This window comes from Bacillus mycoides (assembly GCF_000832605.1).
Lineage (GTDB): Bacteria > Bacillota > Bacilli > Bacillales > Bacillaceae_G > Bacillus_A > Bacillus_A mycoides.
On sequence record NZ_CP009692.1, the window covers coordinates 660277 to 678266 of the forward strand.

Annotated in this window: 24 protein-coding genes; 22 read left to right on the forward strand and 2 right to left on the reverse strand. The window is 38.3% G+C overall.

Annotated features, from left to right (window positions below):
• Positions 1–465: 465 nt before the first annotated feature.
• The 8 genes from prfA to BG05_RS05245 all read left to right on the forward strand — a co-directional run bounded on the left by prfA (position 466) and on the right by BG05_RS05245 (position 6399).
• Positions 466–1533: a peptide chain release factor 1 gene (prfA, locus tag BG05_RS05215; protein ID WP_002113060.1), complete on the forward strand. Its 1068-nt coding sequence runs from the start codon at positions 466–468 to the stop codon at positions 1531–1533.
• Entirely contained in the window at positions 1533–2384 is an 852-nt protein-coding gene (gene prmC, locus BG05_RS05220) for a peptide chain release factor N(5)-glutamine methyltransferase (protein WP_002191297.1), read from the forward strand. The genes prfA and prmC overlap by 1 nt, the downstream gene beginning before the upstream one ends.
• A gap of 342 nt (positions 2385–2726) precedes the next feature.
• Entirely contained in the window at positions 2727–3605 is an 879-nt protein-coding gene (spoIIR, locus tag BG05_RS05225; RefSeq protein ID WP_033734330.1) for a stage II sporulation protein R, read from the forward strand.
• Positions 3606–3654: 49 nt separating this feature from the next.
• On the forward strand, positions 3655–4113 hold the full coding sequence (locus BG05_RS05230; protein WP_002016300.1) for a GNAT family N-acetyltransferase: 459 nt from the start codon (positions 3655–3657) through the stop codon (positions 4111–4113).
• 108 nt (positions 4114–4221) lie between these two features.
• Positions 4222–5262, forward strand: coding sequence for an L-threonylcarbamoyladenylate synthase (locus BG05_RS05235; RefSeq protein WP_002016299.1), 1041 nt, complete (start codon positions 4222–4224; stop codon positions 5260–5262).
• Positions 5263–5339: 77 nt separating this feature from the next.
• Positions 5340–5888 carry a manganese efflux pump MntP gene (locus BG05_RS05240; protein WP_002016298.1) on the forward strand — a complete coding sequence of 183 codons (549 nt, stop codon included), beginning with the start codon at positions 5340–5342 and terminating at the stop codon, positions 5886–5888.
• A gap of 19 nt (positions 5889–5907) precedes the next feature.
• On the forward strand, positions 5908–6039 hold the full coding sequence (locus tag BG05_RS31820) for a hypothetical protein (RefSeq protein ID WP_002139014.1): 132 nt from the start codon (positions 5908–5910) through the stop codon (positions 6037–6039).
• An 81-nt stretch (positions 6040–6120) separates the two neighbouring features.
• Positions 6121–6399 (forward strand): DUF3935 domain-containing protein, encoded by a 279-nt coding sequence (locus BG05_RS05245; RefSeq protein ID WP_002034899.1) that lies wholly within the window; start codon positions 6121–6123, stop codon positions 6397–6399.
• A gap of 299 nt (positions 6400–6698) precedes the next feature.
• On the opposite strand, the gene BG05_RS05250 is transcribed toward BG05_RS05245, so the two are convergent.
• Together BG05_RS05250 and BG05_RS05255 are read right to left on the reverse strand one after the other, a co-directional pair.
• A complete protein-coding gene (locus tag BG05_RS05250) occupies positions 6699–7310 on the reverse strand; it encodes a flavin reductase family protein (protein WP_003192491.1) in 612 nt (203 codons plus the stop codon).
• 166 nt (positions 7311–7476) lie between these two features.
• A complete protein-coding gene (locus tag BG05_RS05255) occupies positions 7477–7863 on the reverse strand; it encodes a DoxX family protein (RefSeq protein ID WP_002068579.1) in 387 nt (128 codons plus the stop codon).
• A gap of 388 nt (positions 7864–8251) precedes the next feature.
• Here BG05_RS05255 and BG05_RS05260 point away from each other — a divergent pair, with 388 nt between their 5' ends.
• From BG05_RS05260 to atpA, 14 genes are all read left to right on the forward strand, one after another.
• The gene (locus BG05_RS05260) at positions 8252–8749 is read left to right on the forward strand and encodes a PTS sugar transporter subunit IIA (protein ID WP_002016294.1); all 498 of its coding nucleotides are present in this window, start codon (positions 8252–8254) and stop codon (positions 8747–8749) included.
• 311 nt (positions 8750–9060) lie between these two features.
• Positions 9061–9501, forward strand: a complete 441-nt coding sequence (locus BG05_RS05265; protein WP_002130066.1) for a low molecular weight protein arginine phosphatase — start codon at positions 9061–9063, stop codon at positions 9499–9501.
• Between the two features lie 96 nt (positions 9502–9597).
• Complete coding sequence (gene rpiB / locus BG05_RS05270; RefSeq protein ID WP_000869917.1) at positions 9598–10041, forward strand: ribose 5-phosphate isomerase B; 444 nt, start codon at positions 9598–9600, stop codon at positions 10039–10041.
• 66 nt (positions 10042–10107) lie between these two features.
• Complete coding sequence (locus BG05_RS05275; RefSeq protein WP_002089746.1) at positions 10108–10680, forward strand: TIGR01440 family protein; 573 nt, start codon at positions 10108–10110, stop codon at positions 10678–10680.
• A 253-nt stretch (positions 10681–10933) separates the two neighbouring features.
• Positions 10934–12175, forward strand: coding sequence for a serine hydroxymethyltransferase (gene glyA / locus BG05_RS05280; protein ID WP_002034906.1), 1242 nt, complete (start codon positions 10934–10936; stop codon positions 12173–12175).
• A gap of 273 nt (positions 12176–12448) precedes the next feature.
• Positions 12449–13078: a uracil phosphoribosyltransferase gene (upp, locus tag BG05_RS05285; protein WP_002034907.1), complete on the forward strand. Its 630-nt coding sequence runs from the start codon at positions 12449–12451 to the stop codon at positions 13076–13078.
• Between the two features lie 374 nt (positions 13079–13452).
• The gene (locus tag BG05_RS05290) at positions 13453–13566 is read left to right on the forward strand and encodes a DUF4024 domain-containing protein (RefSeq protein WP_000232963.1); all 114 of its coding nucleotides are present in this window, start codon (positions 13453–13455) and stop codon (positions 13564–13566) included.
• A 26-nt stretch (positions 13567–13592) separates the two neighbouring features.
• Positions 13593–13817 (forward strand): AtpZ/AtpI family protein, encoded by a 225-nt coding sequence (locus tag BG05_RS05295; protein ID WP_002089742.1) that lies wholly within the window; start codon positions 13593–13595, stop codon positions 13815–13817.
• Positions 13817–14209 (forward strand): ATP synthase subunit I, encoded by a 393-nt coding sequence (locus tag BG05_RS05300; protein ID WP_002016288.1) that lies wholly within the window; start codon positions 13817–13819, stop codon positions 14207–14209. Before BG05_RS05295 ends, BG05_RS05300 begins: the two co-directional genes overlap by 1 nt.
• A 7-nt stretch (positions 14210–14216) precedes the next feature.
• Positions 14217–14936, forward strand: a complete 720-nt coding sequence (atpB, locus tag BG05_RS05305; protein ID WP_000399874.1) for a F0F1 ATP synthase subunit A — start codon at positions 14217–14219, stop codon at positions 14934–14936.
• Between the two features lie 56 nt (positions 14937–14992).
• Positions 14993–15211, forward strand: a complete 219-nt coding sequence (gene atpE / locus BG05_RS05310; RefSeq protein WP_000052064.1) for a F0F1 ATP synthase subunit C — start codon at positions 14993–14995, stop codon at positions 15209–15211.
• Between the two features lie 129 nt (positions 15212–15340).
• Complete coding sequence (gene atpF / locus BG05_RS05315) at positions 15341–15847, forward strand: F0F1 ATP synthase subunit B (RefSeq protein WP_002016287.1); 507 nt, start codon at positions 15341–15343, stop codon at positions 15845–15847.
• Positions 15844–16386 (forward strand): F0F1 ATP synthase subunit delta, encoded by a 543-nt coding sequence (gene atpH, locus BG05_RS05320; protein WP_002130060.1) that lies wholly within the window; start codon positions 15844–15846, stop codon positions 16384–16386. Before atpF ends, atpH begins: the two co-directional genes overlap by 4 nt.
• A gap of 11 nt (positions 16387–16397) precedes the next feature.
• Complete coding sequence (gene atpA / locus BG05_RS05325) at positions 16398–17906, forward strand: F0F1 ATP synthase subunit alpha (protein ID WP_002016284.1); 1509 nt, start codon at positions 16398–16400, stop codon at positions 17904–17906.
• Positions 17907–17990 lie beyond the last annotated feature (84 nt).

Here is a 17990-nt window from a genome sequence, read left to right on the forward strand (position 1 = left end):
TAGAGCGGGTTTTTTTCGAAAATAGATGAAGATTGGTGGCCAGCTCTTCGTGTCTAAGAACCGCCGCTACTCAAGGTGAAAAGCACCTTTTGTGCGAGAGAACCTTAGCCAGTCAGAGCTGAGCGAGCCGCTTGCGCTTTTAAATATTATCTAGCTCCAGCGGCTAGCTTTTCGCATCTAAGAATCTTCCGCCCGAAAGGTAAAAAGTACCTTTAGGGCGAAAGAACCTTAGCTGATCAGAGCTGGACAAGCCACCTACACTTTTAAATATATTATCTAGCTCCAGCGGCTAGAATCTCCGGTCATTTCACTCTCTCGCTCGAAGCAAAAAGCGCTTCAAGGTCGAGAGTTCCAATGTCCTGCGATCCTGAGCAAGCCGCTTACGCTTTTAAATATAATTTGCGTTTTTTTGATTAAGTACCATATACTATTTGTATTAGATACTAGGATGTAGAGGTGAATGGTGTGTTAGATCGTTTGCAAGCTGTAGAAGATCGTTATGAGAAGTTGAATGAGTTGTTAAGTGACCCAGAGGTTATTAGCGATACAAATAAGCTTCGTGAGTATTCAAAAGAGCAATCTGATATTCAGGACACGGTAGAGGTGTACCGTGAGTATAAAGATGTTCGTGAGCAATTACGAGATGCAAAGGCAATGTTAGAAGATAAGTTAGACGCTGATATGCGTGATATGGTAAAAGAAGAGGTTTCTGAATTAGAAGGACAAGAGAAAACATTATCAGAACGTCTGAAAATTTTACTTGTTCCAAAAGACCCTAATGATGATAAAAACGTTATCGTTGAGGTTCGTGGCGCTGCTGGTGGTGACGAGGCAGCTTTATTTGCTGGTGATTTATATCGTATGTATAGCCGTTATGCTGAGGTGCAAGGTTGGAAAACTGAAATTATCGAAGCGAGCTATACAGAGTTAGGTGGATATAAAGAGATTATCTTTATGATTAACGGTAAAGGTGCTTTCGCGAAGCTGAAATTCGAGAATGGTGCTCACCGTGTACAACGTGTTCCTGAAACGGAATCTGGCGGACGTATTCATACATCTACAGCAACTGTAGCTGTACTACCAGAGGCAGAAGAAGTAGAAATTAATATTCATGAAAAAGATGTTCGTGTTGATACGTTTGCTTCTAGTGGTCCTGGTGGACAAAGCGTTAATACAACGATGTCAGCGGTACGTTTAACGCATTTACCGACTGGTGTAGTTGTATCTTGTCAGGATGAGAAATCACAAATTAAGAATAAAGAAAAAGCGATGAAAGTATTACGCGCACGTGTTTATGATAAATTTAGACAAGAAGCGCAAGCTGAGTATGATCAAAACCGTAAACAAGCTGTTGGTACGGGAGATCGTTCAGAGCGTATTCGTACGTATAACTTCCCGCAAAACCGTGTTACAGACCATCGAATCGGTTTAACGATTCAAAAGCTAGATCAAATCCTACAAGGTAAGTTAGATGATTTCATCAATGCCTTAGTGATGGAAGATCAGGCGCAAAAGATGGAGGCAGCTGAGTAATGCGTGTCTATGAAGCCCTGAAATGGGCTTCTTCTTTTTTACAGGAAAATGGACGAGATGAAAATGCGGGAGAAATTGTCCTTTGTCATGTATTAAAGACGAACAGAACCGGAATGCTCATGAATATGCGTGAAGAAATAACTGCGGAACAAGAGAAAAGTTTTGCACAATTTATCCACAAGCATGTAGAAGGTATTCCGATCCAATATATGCTCGGTTATGAAATGTTTTATGGCCGATCATTCTTTGTAAATGAAGAGGTATTGATACCAAGACCGGAAACAGAGGAACTTATAGTTGGAGTGCTAGAGAGAATTGAGCGCCATTTCGGTAATGAGGAGCTTCACATAGCGGATATTGGAACAGGTAGTGGAGCGATTTCTATTACGCTCGCTTTAGAAAATAAAAACCTTCATGTGTATACAGTAGATATCGCACAGGAGTCGATTGAAGTTGCAAAAGAAAATGCAAAAACTTTAGGGGCGGATGTAACTTTCTATCACGGCGATTTACTGTCTCCGTTTTATGAAACAGGTCAGAAGTTAGATGTTGTTGTTTCCAATCCTCCGTACATACCAGAGGAAGATTGGCGTGGTCTTTCTACTGTTGTGAAGGAGCATGAGCCGAAGCGTGCGCTTGTTGGTGGGGAAGATGGACTAGATTTCTATCGTCGTTTTATGGAGGAATTGCCGAATGTATTACAGAACAAGGCGATTGTTGCGTTTGAAATTGGTGTAGGGCAAGGTGAAGATGTGAAAGCATTATTACAGCAAACTTTCCCGCGCGCTCAAGTTGAAGTTGTATTTGATATTAATGGAAAAGATCGCATGGTATTTGCAGAGATGGAGTAAGGCATAAGCCTTACTCTATTTTTTGTATGAAAAATTCGTAACTACTCAGCCATACATTTTATTTAGAATTTTGGTAAGGGGTATTATTTCAGCGAAAATAAGCACCTTATTACCTATAGATTGCTGTCATAAAGATAAAAATGGACATATACCTTGTTGCCTGTCTTTGTTTTAAAACTTTGCGCGTGGCAGGAAAAGGCCCTGACCGCTCCTATACATAGCCAGTCCCTATCGCCAATTAAAAAAATGCTTTTCTATCGGTTTTTTATATAGATTTCGAATTTAATAGTTTAGAAAGATGAAAGTCTGTCCACACTGATTCTAGAGGGGACGGTGGAGGAAATGAAAAAACAAGTTATTGCTTACTTTCTTTTATTATTAATTGGTGCACAGTTACTTGTGCAGTTTGGATATATGAAAGCTGATGCAAAAGGGCCTACTGTTATTCCGAAAGAGGCCGTTCGATTACGTATTTTAGCTAATAGTGATTCCGATAAAGATCAGGCATTAAAACGTAAAGTACGTGATGAAGTGAAAGCGCAAATTGATGGATGGGTAGCGGAGTTAACGTCATTTGAAGAAGCTCGAAAAGTAATTCAAAATCATATTCCTGAAATTGAAAAGACAGTGGCGAATACGCTGAAAAGAGAAGGAAGTAAAGAGGCGTTTCAAGTGAAATTCGGTAAGAATGTGAAGTTTCCTACAAAGGTATATGGGAATTTTATTTATCCGGCAGGAGAATATGAAGCGGTACTTATTACAATTGGAAAAGGTGAAGGTGCAAACTGGTGGTGTGTATTATTTCCACCGATGTGTTTCTTAGATTTTTCAAGTGGTACAGCTGTAAGGAAAGAAGAACATGTTGTGAAAGCTGAATCTCCTGAAGAGGAGCAGGTGAGACAATCAGATGAAGAAGTGGTGGATGTACCGGAGAAGAAAGAGGATAAGGTGAAAGAAAAGAAAGTAGTAAAGCCGGAAAAAGCTGAAAAAGTAACAGCACAGGAAAAGAAAGTAGTAAAACACGAAACACAAGTAGAAGAACAGCCTGTAAAAAAAGTAGAAACAAAAACTGTGGAGAAAGTGGAGAAAGTGGAGAAAGTGGAGAAACCTGTGGAGCAAAAACAAGAAAAGCAAAATGAATATGTAACAGTAGAAGAGGAAGAGAAACCAGAGGTTAAATTATTTATCGTCGAAGCTTTTACATCTTTATTCTCTAAATAGTGCTATTAATAAATCCTTCCTCATATATATCAATGAGGAGGGATTTACTATGAAGAACGTGTATTTTGCTACGAAAGCAGATGTAGAAAGATTACATTCTTTTTTCGGACAAGCTAATAAAAAAGATGATAAAATAAATGAGTTGTACGCACAATTTATGATCTTGGAAGAGGCGGGAGAAATACGAGCGGTAATTGGATATGAACAAAGTGGAGAAAATGCACTTATCCGTTCTTGTTTATTCACACCTAATGTGGATAAACAGACTTTCTTATATTTTTTCGAGATGTTTTTGCAGTATATGAAAGAAAAAGATATTCGACAATTGTACTTACTCACAAATCATCCACAATCTGTGACCATCTTTCAGTTTTTTAACTTTGTCATTATAGAGAAAGAGGAAGTGCCAGAGGAAATTCGACAGTTAGAACACTTTTGTAAAAATATAAAAGAGCTAAATGCAATAATACTAAATTGTCAGCTATTCACAAAGTTATCCACGGATTAACAAGGTTTATCCACATTTTGTGGATAAACCTTGTTTGTCTTTTGGATAAATCTCATAGTAAACTAAAAATAGACAAGTATTTCATGGTAGAAAAGGACGTGGGAAAAAATGCATACAAATATGTGGGTTGTGGATAATGTTGTGGAAAGAAAAAAATATTATCCACAATTAAAAGAAGCAGCAAGATTATTAAGAGAAAATGAAGCGGTAGCCTTCCCAACGGAAACGGTATATGGGTTAGGAGCAAACGCAATGGATGATGAAGCGATAGCGAAAATTTTTGAAGCGAAAGGGAGACCGAGCGATAATCCACTGATTGTTCACATAGGAACAAAATCTCAGTTAGATGGTATCGTAAGAGAAATTCCGCCGGTTGCAGAAAAGTTAATGGAGCATTTTTGGCCAGGACCATTAACAATCATTTTACCGAGAAAAAAAGGGATTTCAGAGAGAGTTACGGCAGGACTTAATACAGTCGGAGTGAGGATGCCGGATCATCCAGTAGCGCTCGCCCTTATTGAAGAGGCAAACGTGCCTGTTGCGGCACCGAGTGCGAATCGTTCAGGACGCCCAAGTCCAACGTTAGCTTCTCATGTGTATGAAGATTTAAATGGGAAAATTGCTGGTATTGTTGATGGCGGGGCAACAGGAGTAGGCGTTGAATCAACTGTAATTGATTGTACGAGCGAAGTTCCGACGATTTTACGTCCAGGTGGGATTACGAAGGAGCAATTAGAGGCCGTGATAGGAAATGTTTCTTTAGATCCAGCTTTAAAGGATGAGAAAGAAAAACCGAAATCACCTGGAATGAAATATACACATTATGCACCGAAAGCGCCACTTAGTATTGTTGAAGGGTCCCGTGAGTTTATTCAACGTATTGTGGATGAGAAAAAGAAAGAAGGATTTAAAGTAGGTGTATTAACGACAGAAGAGTATCAGCATGTGTATAGTGCAGATGTTGTATTGTCTTGTGGTGTGCGAAGTGATTTAGCCAGCGTTGCGACTAAGTTATATGATGTACTTAGAACGTTTGATGCAAGTGAAGTAGATGTTATTTTTAGTGAATCATTCCCGAATGAAGGCATAGGAAATGCAATTATGAATCGTTTAACAAAAGCTGCGGGGCATCAGATTATTATTGAATGATAATGTACCTTTAGCAAACAGAATATTTCTCCTCGGATAAGCATATTGTGAAGTAGCACGTCCGAGGGGGGATATGAATGACACTTGAACAATTAATACCTTTAATAATTATGGCATTTGCCCTGGGGATGGATGCATTTTCAGTGAGCCTCGGTATGGGGATGGTAACATTAAAGTTAAGACAAATCCTTTATATAGGTATGACGATTGGGATATTTCATATTATTATGCCATTTATCGGAATGGTACTAGGGCGTTTTCTATCAGAGAGGTATGGGGATGTCGCAAACTTTGCAGGAGCTATTTTATTAATTGGGCTAGGGTTCTATATCGTATATTCGTCTATTTTAGAAGGGGAAGAGACTAGAACTGCTCCAATTGGAATTAGTTTATTTGTATTTGCATTTGGTGTCAGTATAGATAGTTTTTCAGTAGGTCTTAGTCTTGGAATTTACGGAGCAGAGACAATTATTACGATATTATTGTTCGGACTAATAAGTATGTTACTGGCTTGGATGGGTTTATTGCTTGGTAGCCATGCCAAAAATATACTTGGCACATACGGTGAAATAGTAGGTGGTATTATTCTTGTTGGGTTTGGATTATATCTCCTTTTTCCTATATAATTTTATGTAGGAGGGAATTATGAACAAGCTATTGGAATGGTATGTTAAGCTTTTAACCTTCTTTCCTCGATGGCTAAGAAGACTTATAATATTGGGTGTTATTTTGCAAATTTCGATGTTAGGTTGGATTAAGTTAATTCGTGAATGGTGAGATAGTTCCTTTCTGTGCATAGTTTCGTTTGTACTATATTGATCACACTAAAAAATTACAAATATAGAAAGGATGAGATGAATGACGAGATTGAAGCAAGTTTTTGGTATTATTATTAGTTTTTTTGTTTTTTGGTTCAGTATGCTCGGTGTACAAATGTTTGCTGAGTTTTTAGATATTGAGTCATTGAAGTTTGTTGCAGGAAAATCGGAGGCGGCGCGTACTTTTTATTCTCCGTACCCGTTTTTAATTGTTTTCCTTATTACGTTACTTTCCTTATATTTCTTTGTAATAAAGCTTGGTAGATCTAAAAAAGAGAAATTCCCGGCATTAGAGGAGAAGAACGAAGAATTACGATAAAAAACCCCCCGCTGAAAGCGGGGGGTTATGTTTGAGTGATGAAGCTGGAGCTTTTCGGTGGTATCCAGTTCCAGTGGCCAGCTCTTCGCGTCTAAGAACCTCCCGCACTAAAGGTATAAAGCACCTTTTGTGCGAGAGAACCTTAGCTGGTCAGAGCTAAGCGGGCCCCTTCCACTTTTAAATGTATCCAGCTTCAGCGGCTAGAATGGTCGGTGGCTTCGCGCCTTCCTGCGAGGCAAAAAGCGCCTCTACGTCAGGAGCTCCATCCCCCTCTCATTCTGAGCGAGCCGCTTCCGCCTTTAAATGGGCCTCACTAATTCAAATTGTTCTCCTAGTTTTGCGTAGTTGTGTCCTGCTAGGCGGCTTATTGGTTTTAGTTCTTCGGCGTGAATTCGGCCGTTTTCGTATAAGTGTTCAGCGACGTGAAAGCGAACGACGCGGCCGATTAGTAGGTCACAAGCTGGCGAGTCTTCGGTTCCGCCGAGTGGGATAGCGCGTTCTAATATGCACTCCATTCGAATGTTTGCTTCTTTAACCCCTGGTACTGAAATGACATCACTGTCAATCGGTGTTAGTTTTGCTAATTCGATTTCACTTTCATTAGGAGGTAGGTTCGCTGCTGTTTCATTGATCGCTTCTACGTAAGATTCATCAGAAATATGTACGACAAATTCCCCTTTTTCTATTGCGTTTCTGGAAGTGTCTTTCTGTTTTCCTTCTTTGCGTTGTACTGAAACTGAAATAAGTGGTGGATTGGCAGCGACGATATTGAAATAACTATATGGCGCACCGTTCAATACGCCATCTTTAGTTACAGAAGTAACGAATGCAACAGGACGTGGAATGATACTTCCTGTTAGTAATTTGTAATTATCTTTTTCAATTTGTTCGTTTGGATTAATGGATAACATGTTGTAATCCCCTTTCTAAATATGAATACTTATTGTTCCTTTACAAGATATCAATGGGAATCTCCTGCTGAAAATAATATTTTTTTGATGATGTAAAAAAAGAGATTACCTCGATTGTACTGAAGTAATCTCTTTTTTGGTAAATATCTTGAAATAGAGATAAATATTAAAGTAAAACGTAAGCGCCAGGTCCAATTAAAGCTACACCGATAGCGACAGCGATTAACATTAAATTATATTCGAATCCGTTTTGTGTTACCCAGTAACCATTTTTTCCGTGAACTGTGAAAATTGCTACTAACATTGTTCCTACGATAAATAATGAACCAACTACAGTGAAAATACCTGCTGCGAATAAGAAACCACCTAATAGTTCAGTTGCGCCAGCCATAAATGCCATAAATACACCAGGACGTAAGCCGATTGACTCCATCCAGCCGCCAGTTCCCTTTAAGCCGTAACCGCCGAACCAACCAAATAATTTTTGAGCACCATGACCCATGAATGTAATTCCTATAATAAGACGAATAATAAGAAGACCGATATCCATCATTTTAAAAAAACCTCCTAAAAGTTATTAACTTATCTTATGTAAGTAATAATAAAATAGTTACTTACTTTAGTCAAGTGGATTTTAACAAAAATTTGAAAGGAATTTTACAAATTAACAACAAAAAATAAAATGTAGTAAAGACCTCTAGACAAGTAAGTGAAAAAAAGAGAAAATATAAGTAGAAGTTAACTTCTCATTGTTATTCAGACAATCAGAATTGACTGGAATTTTGTGAAGCGCTACAATAAGAGTCTAGTAGTAATGACATGATTTATTTCGAAAGAGTTTTTACAGTATAACATTCGAAGTATGAAGTCTTACGTGTATTTCGATCTTGAATAGAGATTGCCCTATAAACTTTTAGGTAAATTATAAGGAGGACTATCCTATGTTTAAAAAATTATTCGGTTTTGGTTCAAAAACAAATGAAGAAACAATCGTAGCTCCATTAACTGGAGCAGTGAAAAATATTGAAGAAGTACCAGATCCAGTATTCGCTGGTCGTATGATGGGTGACGGTGTTGCGATCGATCCTACTGAAGGTGTAGTTGTATCTCCAGTTGATGGTGAAATCGTACAATTATTCCACACGAAACATGCTATTGGAATTAAAGCGAAAAACGGTACAGAAATTTTAATCCACGTTGGATTAGAAACTGTAAAAATGGAAGGTGAAGGTTTCGAAGCTCACGTTTCTGAAGGACAAGCTGTAAAAGCTGGAGATAAATTAATCTCATTTGACTTAGAATTAATTCGTGAAAAAGCGAAAAGCACAATTACTCCAATCGTTATTACAAACACAGATGCAGCTGAGTCTATTAAGACAACTGTAGGTGTAACAGCTACAAAAGGTTCAACAGAAGTAATGAAAGTTACAATGAAATAATTATTTGATAGAAGGAATCCGTTTCATATGAAATGGATTCCTTATTTTGTTTCGTAGTGTGTTCATTATGTATGGTAAAATACTTTGGGCACTTGGAAATAGGGTTTCATATATGTGAATAAGGCGCATTTTTCTTAGAAAAAATATAAGAAAAATGCGCCTTTCGTATATTCACATTTCTTTTGTTCTATTCTAATGTACGCTATGATAAAGTGAAACTTTAATGAGTGGAGGGTGTTCATCCCCCGCTGATTATTAGCCTTCACCAATCGGGATAAATGTAGGAAACAGAAAAAAAGGGGTGGGTTTAGATGAAACGGGTGTTATTTGTTTGCACAGGAAATACATGCCGTAGTCCGATGGCTGAGGCTTTGCTTCGTCATTATGGAGAAGGTAAATTTGAAGTGCAATCTGCTGGTGTCTTCGCCTATCCTGGAAGCGATGTGTCGATACATGCAAAGGAAGCTTTAGCTGAAAAAGGAATTGTAATCGATCATGCCGCGCAGCAGGTAAACGATACTTTGGTTGATTGGGCGGACATTGTAGTAACAATGACGGAAAACCATAAGCAAATTGTACTTGGGTATTATCCGAGCGTGGAAAAGAAATTGGATACATTATATGGATTAACTGAGGGTGTAAGTAAGGATATTTCAGATCCATTTGGCGGATCGCTTTCTATTTATAAAGAAACGTTAGAAGAGATGGAAAAACTTGTACAAACTTTACTGAAAAAACATTCAGAAGGTTGATGTTTCGTGTATAATACGATATTGGAGATCACTTTGTTCCATTTAGGTAGCGAGTGTGAAATGAAGATAATTGATTGAAACTTCGGAGGGGTAAAAATGAAAGTAGTAGTAGCATCTGATCACGGCGGTATGAATATCCGTAAAGAACTTGTAAGTTTATTAGAAGAGCTAAATATTGAATATATTGATTTAGGTTGTGAATGTGAAGCTGGTTCTGTTGATTACCCTGATTTTGCGTTTCCAGCAGCAGAAATGGTCGCGAATGGTGAAGTGGATCGTGGTATTTTAGTTTGCGGGACAGGCATTGGTATGTCAATCGCAGCAAACAAAGTAAATGGTATTCGTTGTGCATTAGTTCATGATACTTTCAGTGCGAAAGCGACGAGAGAGCATAATGACACTAACATGTTAGCGATGGGCGAGCGTGTAATTGGAGCTGGTCTAGCGCGTGATATCGCGAAAATTTGGCTAACAACTGACTATGAAGGTGGCCGTCACGAAAACCGCGTAGGAAAAATTAAAACGTACGAAACAAAGTAATAGATTCTAACTATAAGTAGTATGAAATATAATTTGGTGAACCAACCTGTGAAAGGAAGAGGCGTAATGACAGAAATCGTAAAGGTAAGAGAACAGCTACAAATGTCGCTTTCTGATTTCCAAGAACAAGCCACGCTGCAAAGAGGCCAAATTTTTGTAGTGGGGTGTAGCACGAGCGAAGTGCTAGGTGAAAGAATTGGAACATCAGGAACGATGGAAGTGGCAGAGGCGATTTTTTCTGAATTAAAACAATTTCAAGAGAGAACAGGTATTGAATTGGCGTTTCAATGTTGTGAGCATTTAAATCGTGCTTTAGTAGTTGAGAGAGATGTAGCGATGAAATATCAATTTGAAATTGTAACAGTTACGCCTGTTAGATCAGCAGGTGGTGCATTAGCGACGTATGCGTATCACAATTTTAAAGATCCGGTAGTAATTGAGTTTATTAAAGCAGATGCAGGAATGGATATCGGCGATACATTTATAGGTATGCATTTAAAGCATGTAGCTGTACCGGTTCGTACAAGTGTGAAGGAAATAGGAAGTGCGCATGTAACGATGGCGAAAACACGTGGGAAACTAATAGGTGGAGCACGTGCCGTTTATGCGGCAAATGAAGAAGCTATTCCTTGCCGTTAAACATGAAAAATTATAAAGTCTTATAACAGCTGTATATCGAAAGGTAAAAGGTATGTAGTCTGACTTTATAATAGAAGAAAGAAAAGACCAATTTTGGTCTTTTTTTTTCTTTTATGATATAGAAAGTCATGTTAGAATGTAGTTGAAAACATGAAGGTTCGAAAGAATTACAACCTGAATTTTCGTTTTTTCTGAATAAATGAGAAAAAACTATTGGGAATTGATGTAATTCGTTCAGAAAAGGGGGATTTTGGTGAATCATTTAAAACGTCAAGATGAAAAGGTATTTGCTGCAATTGAGGCAGAACTAGGAAGACAGCGTTCAAAGATCGAGTTAATTGCTTCGGAAAACTTCGTAAGTGAAGCAGTAATGGAGGCGCAAGGTTCTGTTCTAACGAATAAGTATGCTGAAGGATATCCTGGAAAACGTTACTATGGTGGTTGTGAACACGTAGACGTAGTAGAAGATATCGCACGTGATCGCGCGAAAGAAATTTTTGGCGCAGAGCATGTAAATGTTCAACCACATTCTGGTGCACAAGCGAACATGGCAGTATACTTCACGATTTTAGAGCAAGGCGATACAGTACTTGGCATGAATTTATCTCATGGTGGTCACTTAACACACGGAAGCCCTGTTAACTTCAGTGGAGTACAATATAATTTCGTAGAATATGGCGTGGATGCTGAATCTCACCGTATTAATTACGATGATGTATTAGCAAAAGCGAAAGAACATAAACCAAAATTAATCGTTGCAGGTGCAAGTGCATATCCTCGTGTTATCGATTTCAAACGATTCCGTGAGATTGCAGATGAAGTGGGTGCGTACTTAATGGTTGATATGGCACATATCGCCGGTTTAGTAGCAGCTGGTTTACATCCAAATCCAGTACCACATGCACATTTTGTTACAACAACAACACATAAAACATTACGTGGCCCACGTGGCGGTATGATTTTATGTGAAGAGCAATTTGCAAAACAAATTGATAAATCAATCTTCCCTGGTATTCAAGGTGGCCCGCTTATGCATGTAATTGCTGCAAAAGCTGTTGCATTTGGTGAGACACTACAAGATGAGTTTAAAACATATGCACAAAATATCATTAATAATGCGAATCGTTTAGCTGAAGGCCTTCAAAAGGAAGGACTTACACTTGTTTCTGGTGGAACAGACAATCATTTAATCTTAATTGATGTTCGTAACTTGGAAATTACAGGTAAAGTAGCAGAGCACGTATTAGATGAAGTTGGTATTACAGTGAATAAAAATACGATTCCATTTGAAACAGCAAGCCCATTTGTAACAAGCGGTGTACGTATCGGTACAGCGGCGGTAACATCACGTGATTTCGGTTTAGAAGAAATGGATGAGATTGCAGCAATTATTGCTCATACATTAAAAAATCATGAGAATGAAGCTGAACTAGAAGAAGCGCGCAAACGTGTAGAAGCGTTAACGAGCAAATTCCCAATGTATACAAATCTATAATAGATTAAAAAAGACTGCTGAAACGTAATTGTTTTAGTAGTCTTTTTTTGTGGACATATATTGTTTTTAAAGTATGTATACAAATGATGAATAAATTTTGGCGATATAATGAAGGATACAGCTCCCATAATTGGTAAAGATACTAGATAGATTCATCGTAAAATCATGATTTTACCAAATTTACCCTTGAATATTAGTAGCGTTTTCTTTACAATCGTAAATAGTGTAAAGAAGCGTGTAAACGCATGAATATCATCTAAAGGAGAGATTCACATGGGAAAACTGTATGTATTTGATCACCCGTTAATTCAACATAAGATTACATATATTCGCGATAAGAATACAGGTACGAAAGATTTTCGTGAATTAGTGGACGAAGTAGCAAGCTTAATGGCTTTCGAGATTACTCGTGACCTTCCACTTGAAGACATTGAAATTGAAACACCTGTAAGCAAAGCGACAACAAAAGTGATCGCTGGTAAAAAACTTGGTTTAATTCCGATTTTACGTGCAGGTTTAGGAATGGTTGATGGAATTCTGAAATTAATTCCAGCAGCAAAAGTAGGACACGTTGGTTTATACCGTGACCCTGAAACATTGCAACCGGTAGAATACTATGTGAAACTTCCAACGGATGTAGAAGAGCGTGATTTTATCGTACTAGATCCGATGCTAGCAACAGGTGGTTCTGCGGCTGAAGCAATTAATTCTCTGAAAAAGCGCGGTGCAAAGCAAATTAAATTAATGTGTATCGTAGCTGCTCCAGAAGGAGTAAAAGTAGTGCAGGAAGAGCATCCTGATGTTGATATTTATGTAGCAGCATTAGATGAGAAGTTAAATGACCATGGTTATGTAGTTCCAGGTCTTGGTGATGCTGGTGACCGTTTATTCGGAACGAAGTAAGACAACAGACGAGAGGGGGATTCCCCTCTCGTTTTTTTTCGCCCTCAGCGCACGGGGGAGGGGGAGATAAATATACAGGGTATATACAACATAAGTTATATACACATCACATATAATATAGAAGTCTTACGTCTCGGGGACACTATATTATGGAAGGAAAGCGCTATATCTTAAAAATATAATAGTGACAAACTTGTGAACATTTTCTTCTATTATAAAGAGAAAACTGTTAGAAATTGCATATCTCTAACCAGTATTTAGAAGGGGAACGTTTTCATTTTTGGGAGGAAATGCCTAATACTCAAATTTTTTGATTTTTTACGATTTCTCGTTGACACTGTTAATACCCTATTGTATGCTAACAACGGGGATAGATGGTAGGGCTTTCAGTGACAAAAATGCATCTATTCCGTGACGAAAATGTAAACTTTTTATTTTGTATAGAATTTATGCAGAAAAATGAGTTATTATTAACACATCGTGAATGAGGGTTACATATTGGAGGGATGAATCCTTGCAAAAAAACGATCGCAGCCATATAAAAGCGTATGCTTTAATGTCAGGAATACTTGCTCAGTTAGTTGGTTCTATTCTTATCGGAATCTTTGGTGGGCAATGGATTGATAATAAGGTTGGAACGTTTCCGTTGTTTCTTATTATAGGGTTATTACTCGGGTTAGGAACAGGGGTATACGCAATGATTCGACTCATTCAACATTACTATTCGGGAGAGCAATGATGATAGACGTACATGGACTTGTCCAACGACAAAAGAAATATATGTACTACTTGCTTGCGCTTCTAGTGCTAGGATGGGGAATTACCTCTTACAAGGATGTATTTCTTGGGCTGATTATCGGAACGATTTTCAGTTTTCTTAGTTTGCGCATCATTGCACGTAGAACAGACAAGCTATTAGATCGCGTAACAAATGGAGAAAACGTGAAGTTTAAGGCGACAGCGGTAAGTACATATTCAAGATTCGCCACGATTGGGTTACTAATTTTATTTGCAGCCAAATATCAAGAGTTAATTGCGATGTGGGGCTTAGGTGTAGGATTGCTGACAGGATACCTTGTCATGATCATAGATTTTCTTTATTTAGAGTATACGAGCAGGGAAGAGAGGTGAATTACTAGTGGAACACGGTAAATTAGTTGAATTTCTAGGTTTAACGTTCGATTTGTCATCAGTTATGATGGTTACTGTAGCAGCAGTTATTGTTTTCTTAATCGCTGTTATCGGAACTCGCAGCTTAGCGCTTCGCCCAACCGGGATGCAAAATTTCATGGAATGGGTGTTTGACTTCGTGAAAGGGATTATCAATAGTACGATGGATTGGAAAACAGGTGGACGTTTCTTAACGCTTGGCGTTACGCTTATCATGTTTATCATCGTATCGAACTTCCTTGGTTTACCATTCATGTATTCAACAGTTGAGGCTGGCGAACATATTGCATGGTGGAGATCACCAACGTCTGATCCAGCAGTTGCATTAACATTAGCCGTGATGGTAGTTACCCTCACCCATTATTATGGAATTAAGATGAAGGGTACGAAAGAATATGTTAAAGGTTATTTCCAACCTATGAAATTCTTATTCCCATTAAAGGTTATTGAGGAGTTTGCTAACACATTAACGTTAGGTCTTCGTTTATTTGGTAACATTTACGCAGGTGAAATCTTATTAGGATTACTTGCTAAGTTAGGCGGGGCATCATTCTTAGGAGCATTAGGTGCACTTGTACCGATGTTAGCATGGATGGGATTCAGCGTATTCGTTGGTTCAATCCAGTCATTTATTTTCGTAATGTTAACGATGGTTTATATGGCTCATAAAGTAAGCCATGACCATTAATATAATTTAAGTAAGAAAAAATTTATTTTTTTATAATACAAAGGAGGACAAATTAAATGAGTTTAGGTGTAATCGCAGCTGCAATTGCAATTGGTTTATCAGCATTAGGTGCAGGTATTGGTAACGGTCTTATCGTATCACGTACAATCGAAGGTGTTGCTCGTCAACCAGAATTAAAAGGCGCACTTCAAACAATTATGTTCATCGGGGTTGCATTAGTTGAGGCACTTCCAATTATCGGTGTAGTTATTGCTTTCATCGTAATGAACAAATAAGGGAGACTCCCCTTACATAGATGGCGAAGAGTGTTTTTCCGAACTTTCTTCGCCATTGCTTTATGAACGAAACGTATGTCTTTTTTTTTCATATGATCAATTTAGATATTTTGAAGGGAGTGAATCCTTGTGCCAACTTTATTATTAGGGGCTTCCATTCCATTTGGAACGATTGCTTATACATTGTTCATTTTCTTACTTCTATTAGTAATGCTACGCAAATTCGCGTGGGGTCCTTTAATGGGAATTATGAAAGAACGTGAAGAGCATGTTACTAATGAAATCGACGCTGCAGAAAGAAGTAATGCTGAAGCGAAGAAATTAGTAGAAGAACAACGTGAAATGTTAAAACAATCGCGTGTTGAAGCACAAGAGTTAATCGAAAGAGCGAAGAAACAAGCTGTAGATCAAAAGGATGTTATTGTTGCTGCTGCGAAAGAAGAAGCAGAATCAATTAAAACATCTGCTGTACAAGAAATTCAACGCGAAAAAGAGCAAGCGATTGCTGCTTTACAAGAACAAGTTGCTTCTTTATCTGTTCATATTGCTTCTAAAGTAATTGAAAAAGAATTAAAAGAAGAAGATCAAGTGAAGTTAATTCGTGATTATATTAAAGAAGTAGGAGAAGCGCGATGAGCAATGGGATTGTAGCAAAACGTTATGCTGTCGCTCTTTTCAAAATTGCAAAAGAAAAACACGTATTAGAAATGTTTGAAGAGGAATTACGCCTTGTACAAAACGTTTTTACAAAGAACGGAGAACTACATAGCTTTTTAACGCAACCGAACATTTCAAAAGAGCAGAAGAAAACGTTTCTTGCAAACGTATTCGCATCTGTTTCTGAATCTATTTTAAATACGTTATATATTTTAATTGATAACAAGCGTATTGATATCCTACCTGAAATTGCAAATGAATATGTTGTTCTTGCTAATGAAGAACGTAACGTAGCGGATGCAACTGTATATTCTATTCGTCTTCTATCGGAAGAAGAAAAACTTAACATTGCAGAAGCATTTGCAAAAAAAACAGGAAAAGATGCAATTCGCGTGAAAAATGTTGTGGATGAAGATTTACTAGGCGGCATTAAAGTACGTATTGGAAATCGCATTTACGACGGAAGCTTACAAGGAAAATTAGCACGTATTCAGCGTGAATTAATGAAGAATAGATAGGGGTGAAGCACATGAGCATCAGAGCTGAAGAAATTAGCGCACTGATAAAGCAACAAATCGAGAACTATCAGTCTGAAATCGAAGTTAGTGATGTTGGTACAGTTATCCAAGTTGGTGACGGTATTGCGCGTGCTCATGGTCTTGATAACGTTATGGCTGGTGAACTTGTAGAGTTCTCTAATGGCGTTATGGGACTAGCACAAAACTTAGAGGAAAACAACGTAGGTATCATTATTTTAGGACCTTACACAGAAATCCGTGAAGGTGACGAAGTTCGTCGTACTGGTCGCATCATGCAAGTACCAGTAGGAAAAGAACTAATCGGTCGTGTTGTAAACCCATTAGGTCAACCAGTTGATGGTTTAGGCCCAATCAATACAACAAACACTCGTCCAATCGAAAGTCCAGCACCAGGTGTAATGGATCGTAAATCTGTTCATGAACCACTTCAAACAGGTATTAAAGCGATCGATGCTCTTGTACCAATTGGCCGTGGTCAACGTGAGTTAATCATCGGTGACCGTCAAACAGGTAAAACAGCAGTTGCACTTGATACGATCATTAACCAAAAAGATGAAGATATGATTTGTATCTATGTAGCTATCGGACAAAAAGAATCAACAGTACGTAACGTAGTAGAAACACTACGTAAGCACGGTGCATTAGATTACACAATCGTTGTAACTGCATCAGCTTCTCAACCAGCTCCATTATTGTACCTAGCTCCTTACGCTGGTGTAACAATGGGTGAAGAGTTCATGTACAATGGTAAACACGTATTAGTAGTATATGATGACTTATCAAAACAAGCAGCGGCTTACCGTGAGCTTTCATTACTATTACGTCGTCCTCCAGGTCGTGAAGCATATCCAGGGGATGTATTCTACTTACATTCTCGCTTATTAGAGCGTGCAGCAAAATTAAGTGATGCAAGAGGCGGCGGTTCTTTAACTGCACTACCTTTCATCGAAACACAAGCAGGGGACGTATCAGCTTATATCCCAACAAACGTAATTTCTATTACGGATGGACAAATCTTCTTACAATCTGACCTATTCTTCTCTGGCGTACGTCCAGCAATCGATGCGGGTACTTCTGTATCTCGTGTAGGTGGATCAGCTCAGATTAAAGCGATGAGTAAAGTATCAGGTACACTTCGTCTTGACCTTGCATCTTATCGTGAGTTAGAAGCGTTCGCTCAGTTCGGTTCTGACCTTGATAAAGCAACACAAGCGAAATTAAACCGTGGTGCTCGTACAGTTGAGGTATTAAAACAAGGATTACACAAACCGTTACGTGTAGAGAAACAAGTTATCATTCTTTACGCTTTAACACGTGGATTCCTAGATGATATCCCAGTAGTAGATATCACTCGTTTCGAAGAAGAATTCCATGCTTGGTTAGATTCAAATGCAACTGACTTATTAAGCGAAATTCGCACAACTAAGAAACTTGCGGATGACGACAAATTTGCAGCGGCAATTAACGGATTTAAAAAAGTATTCGTAGCTTCTGAATAATAATTAAAAGTCAAGTCGACTGTTCAGCCCCATCGGCTAAGGTTCTTTCCCACAAAAGGTGCTTTCTACCTTTTGGTGGGGAAG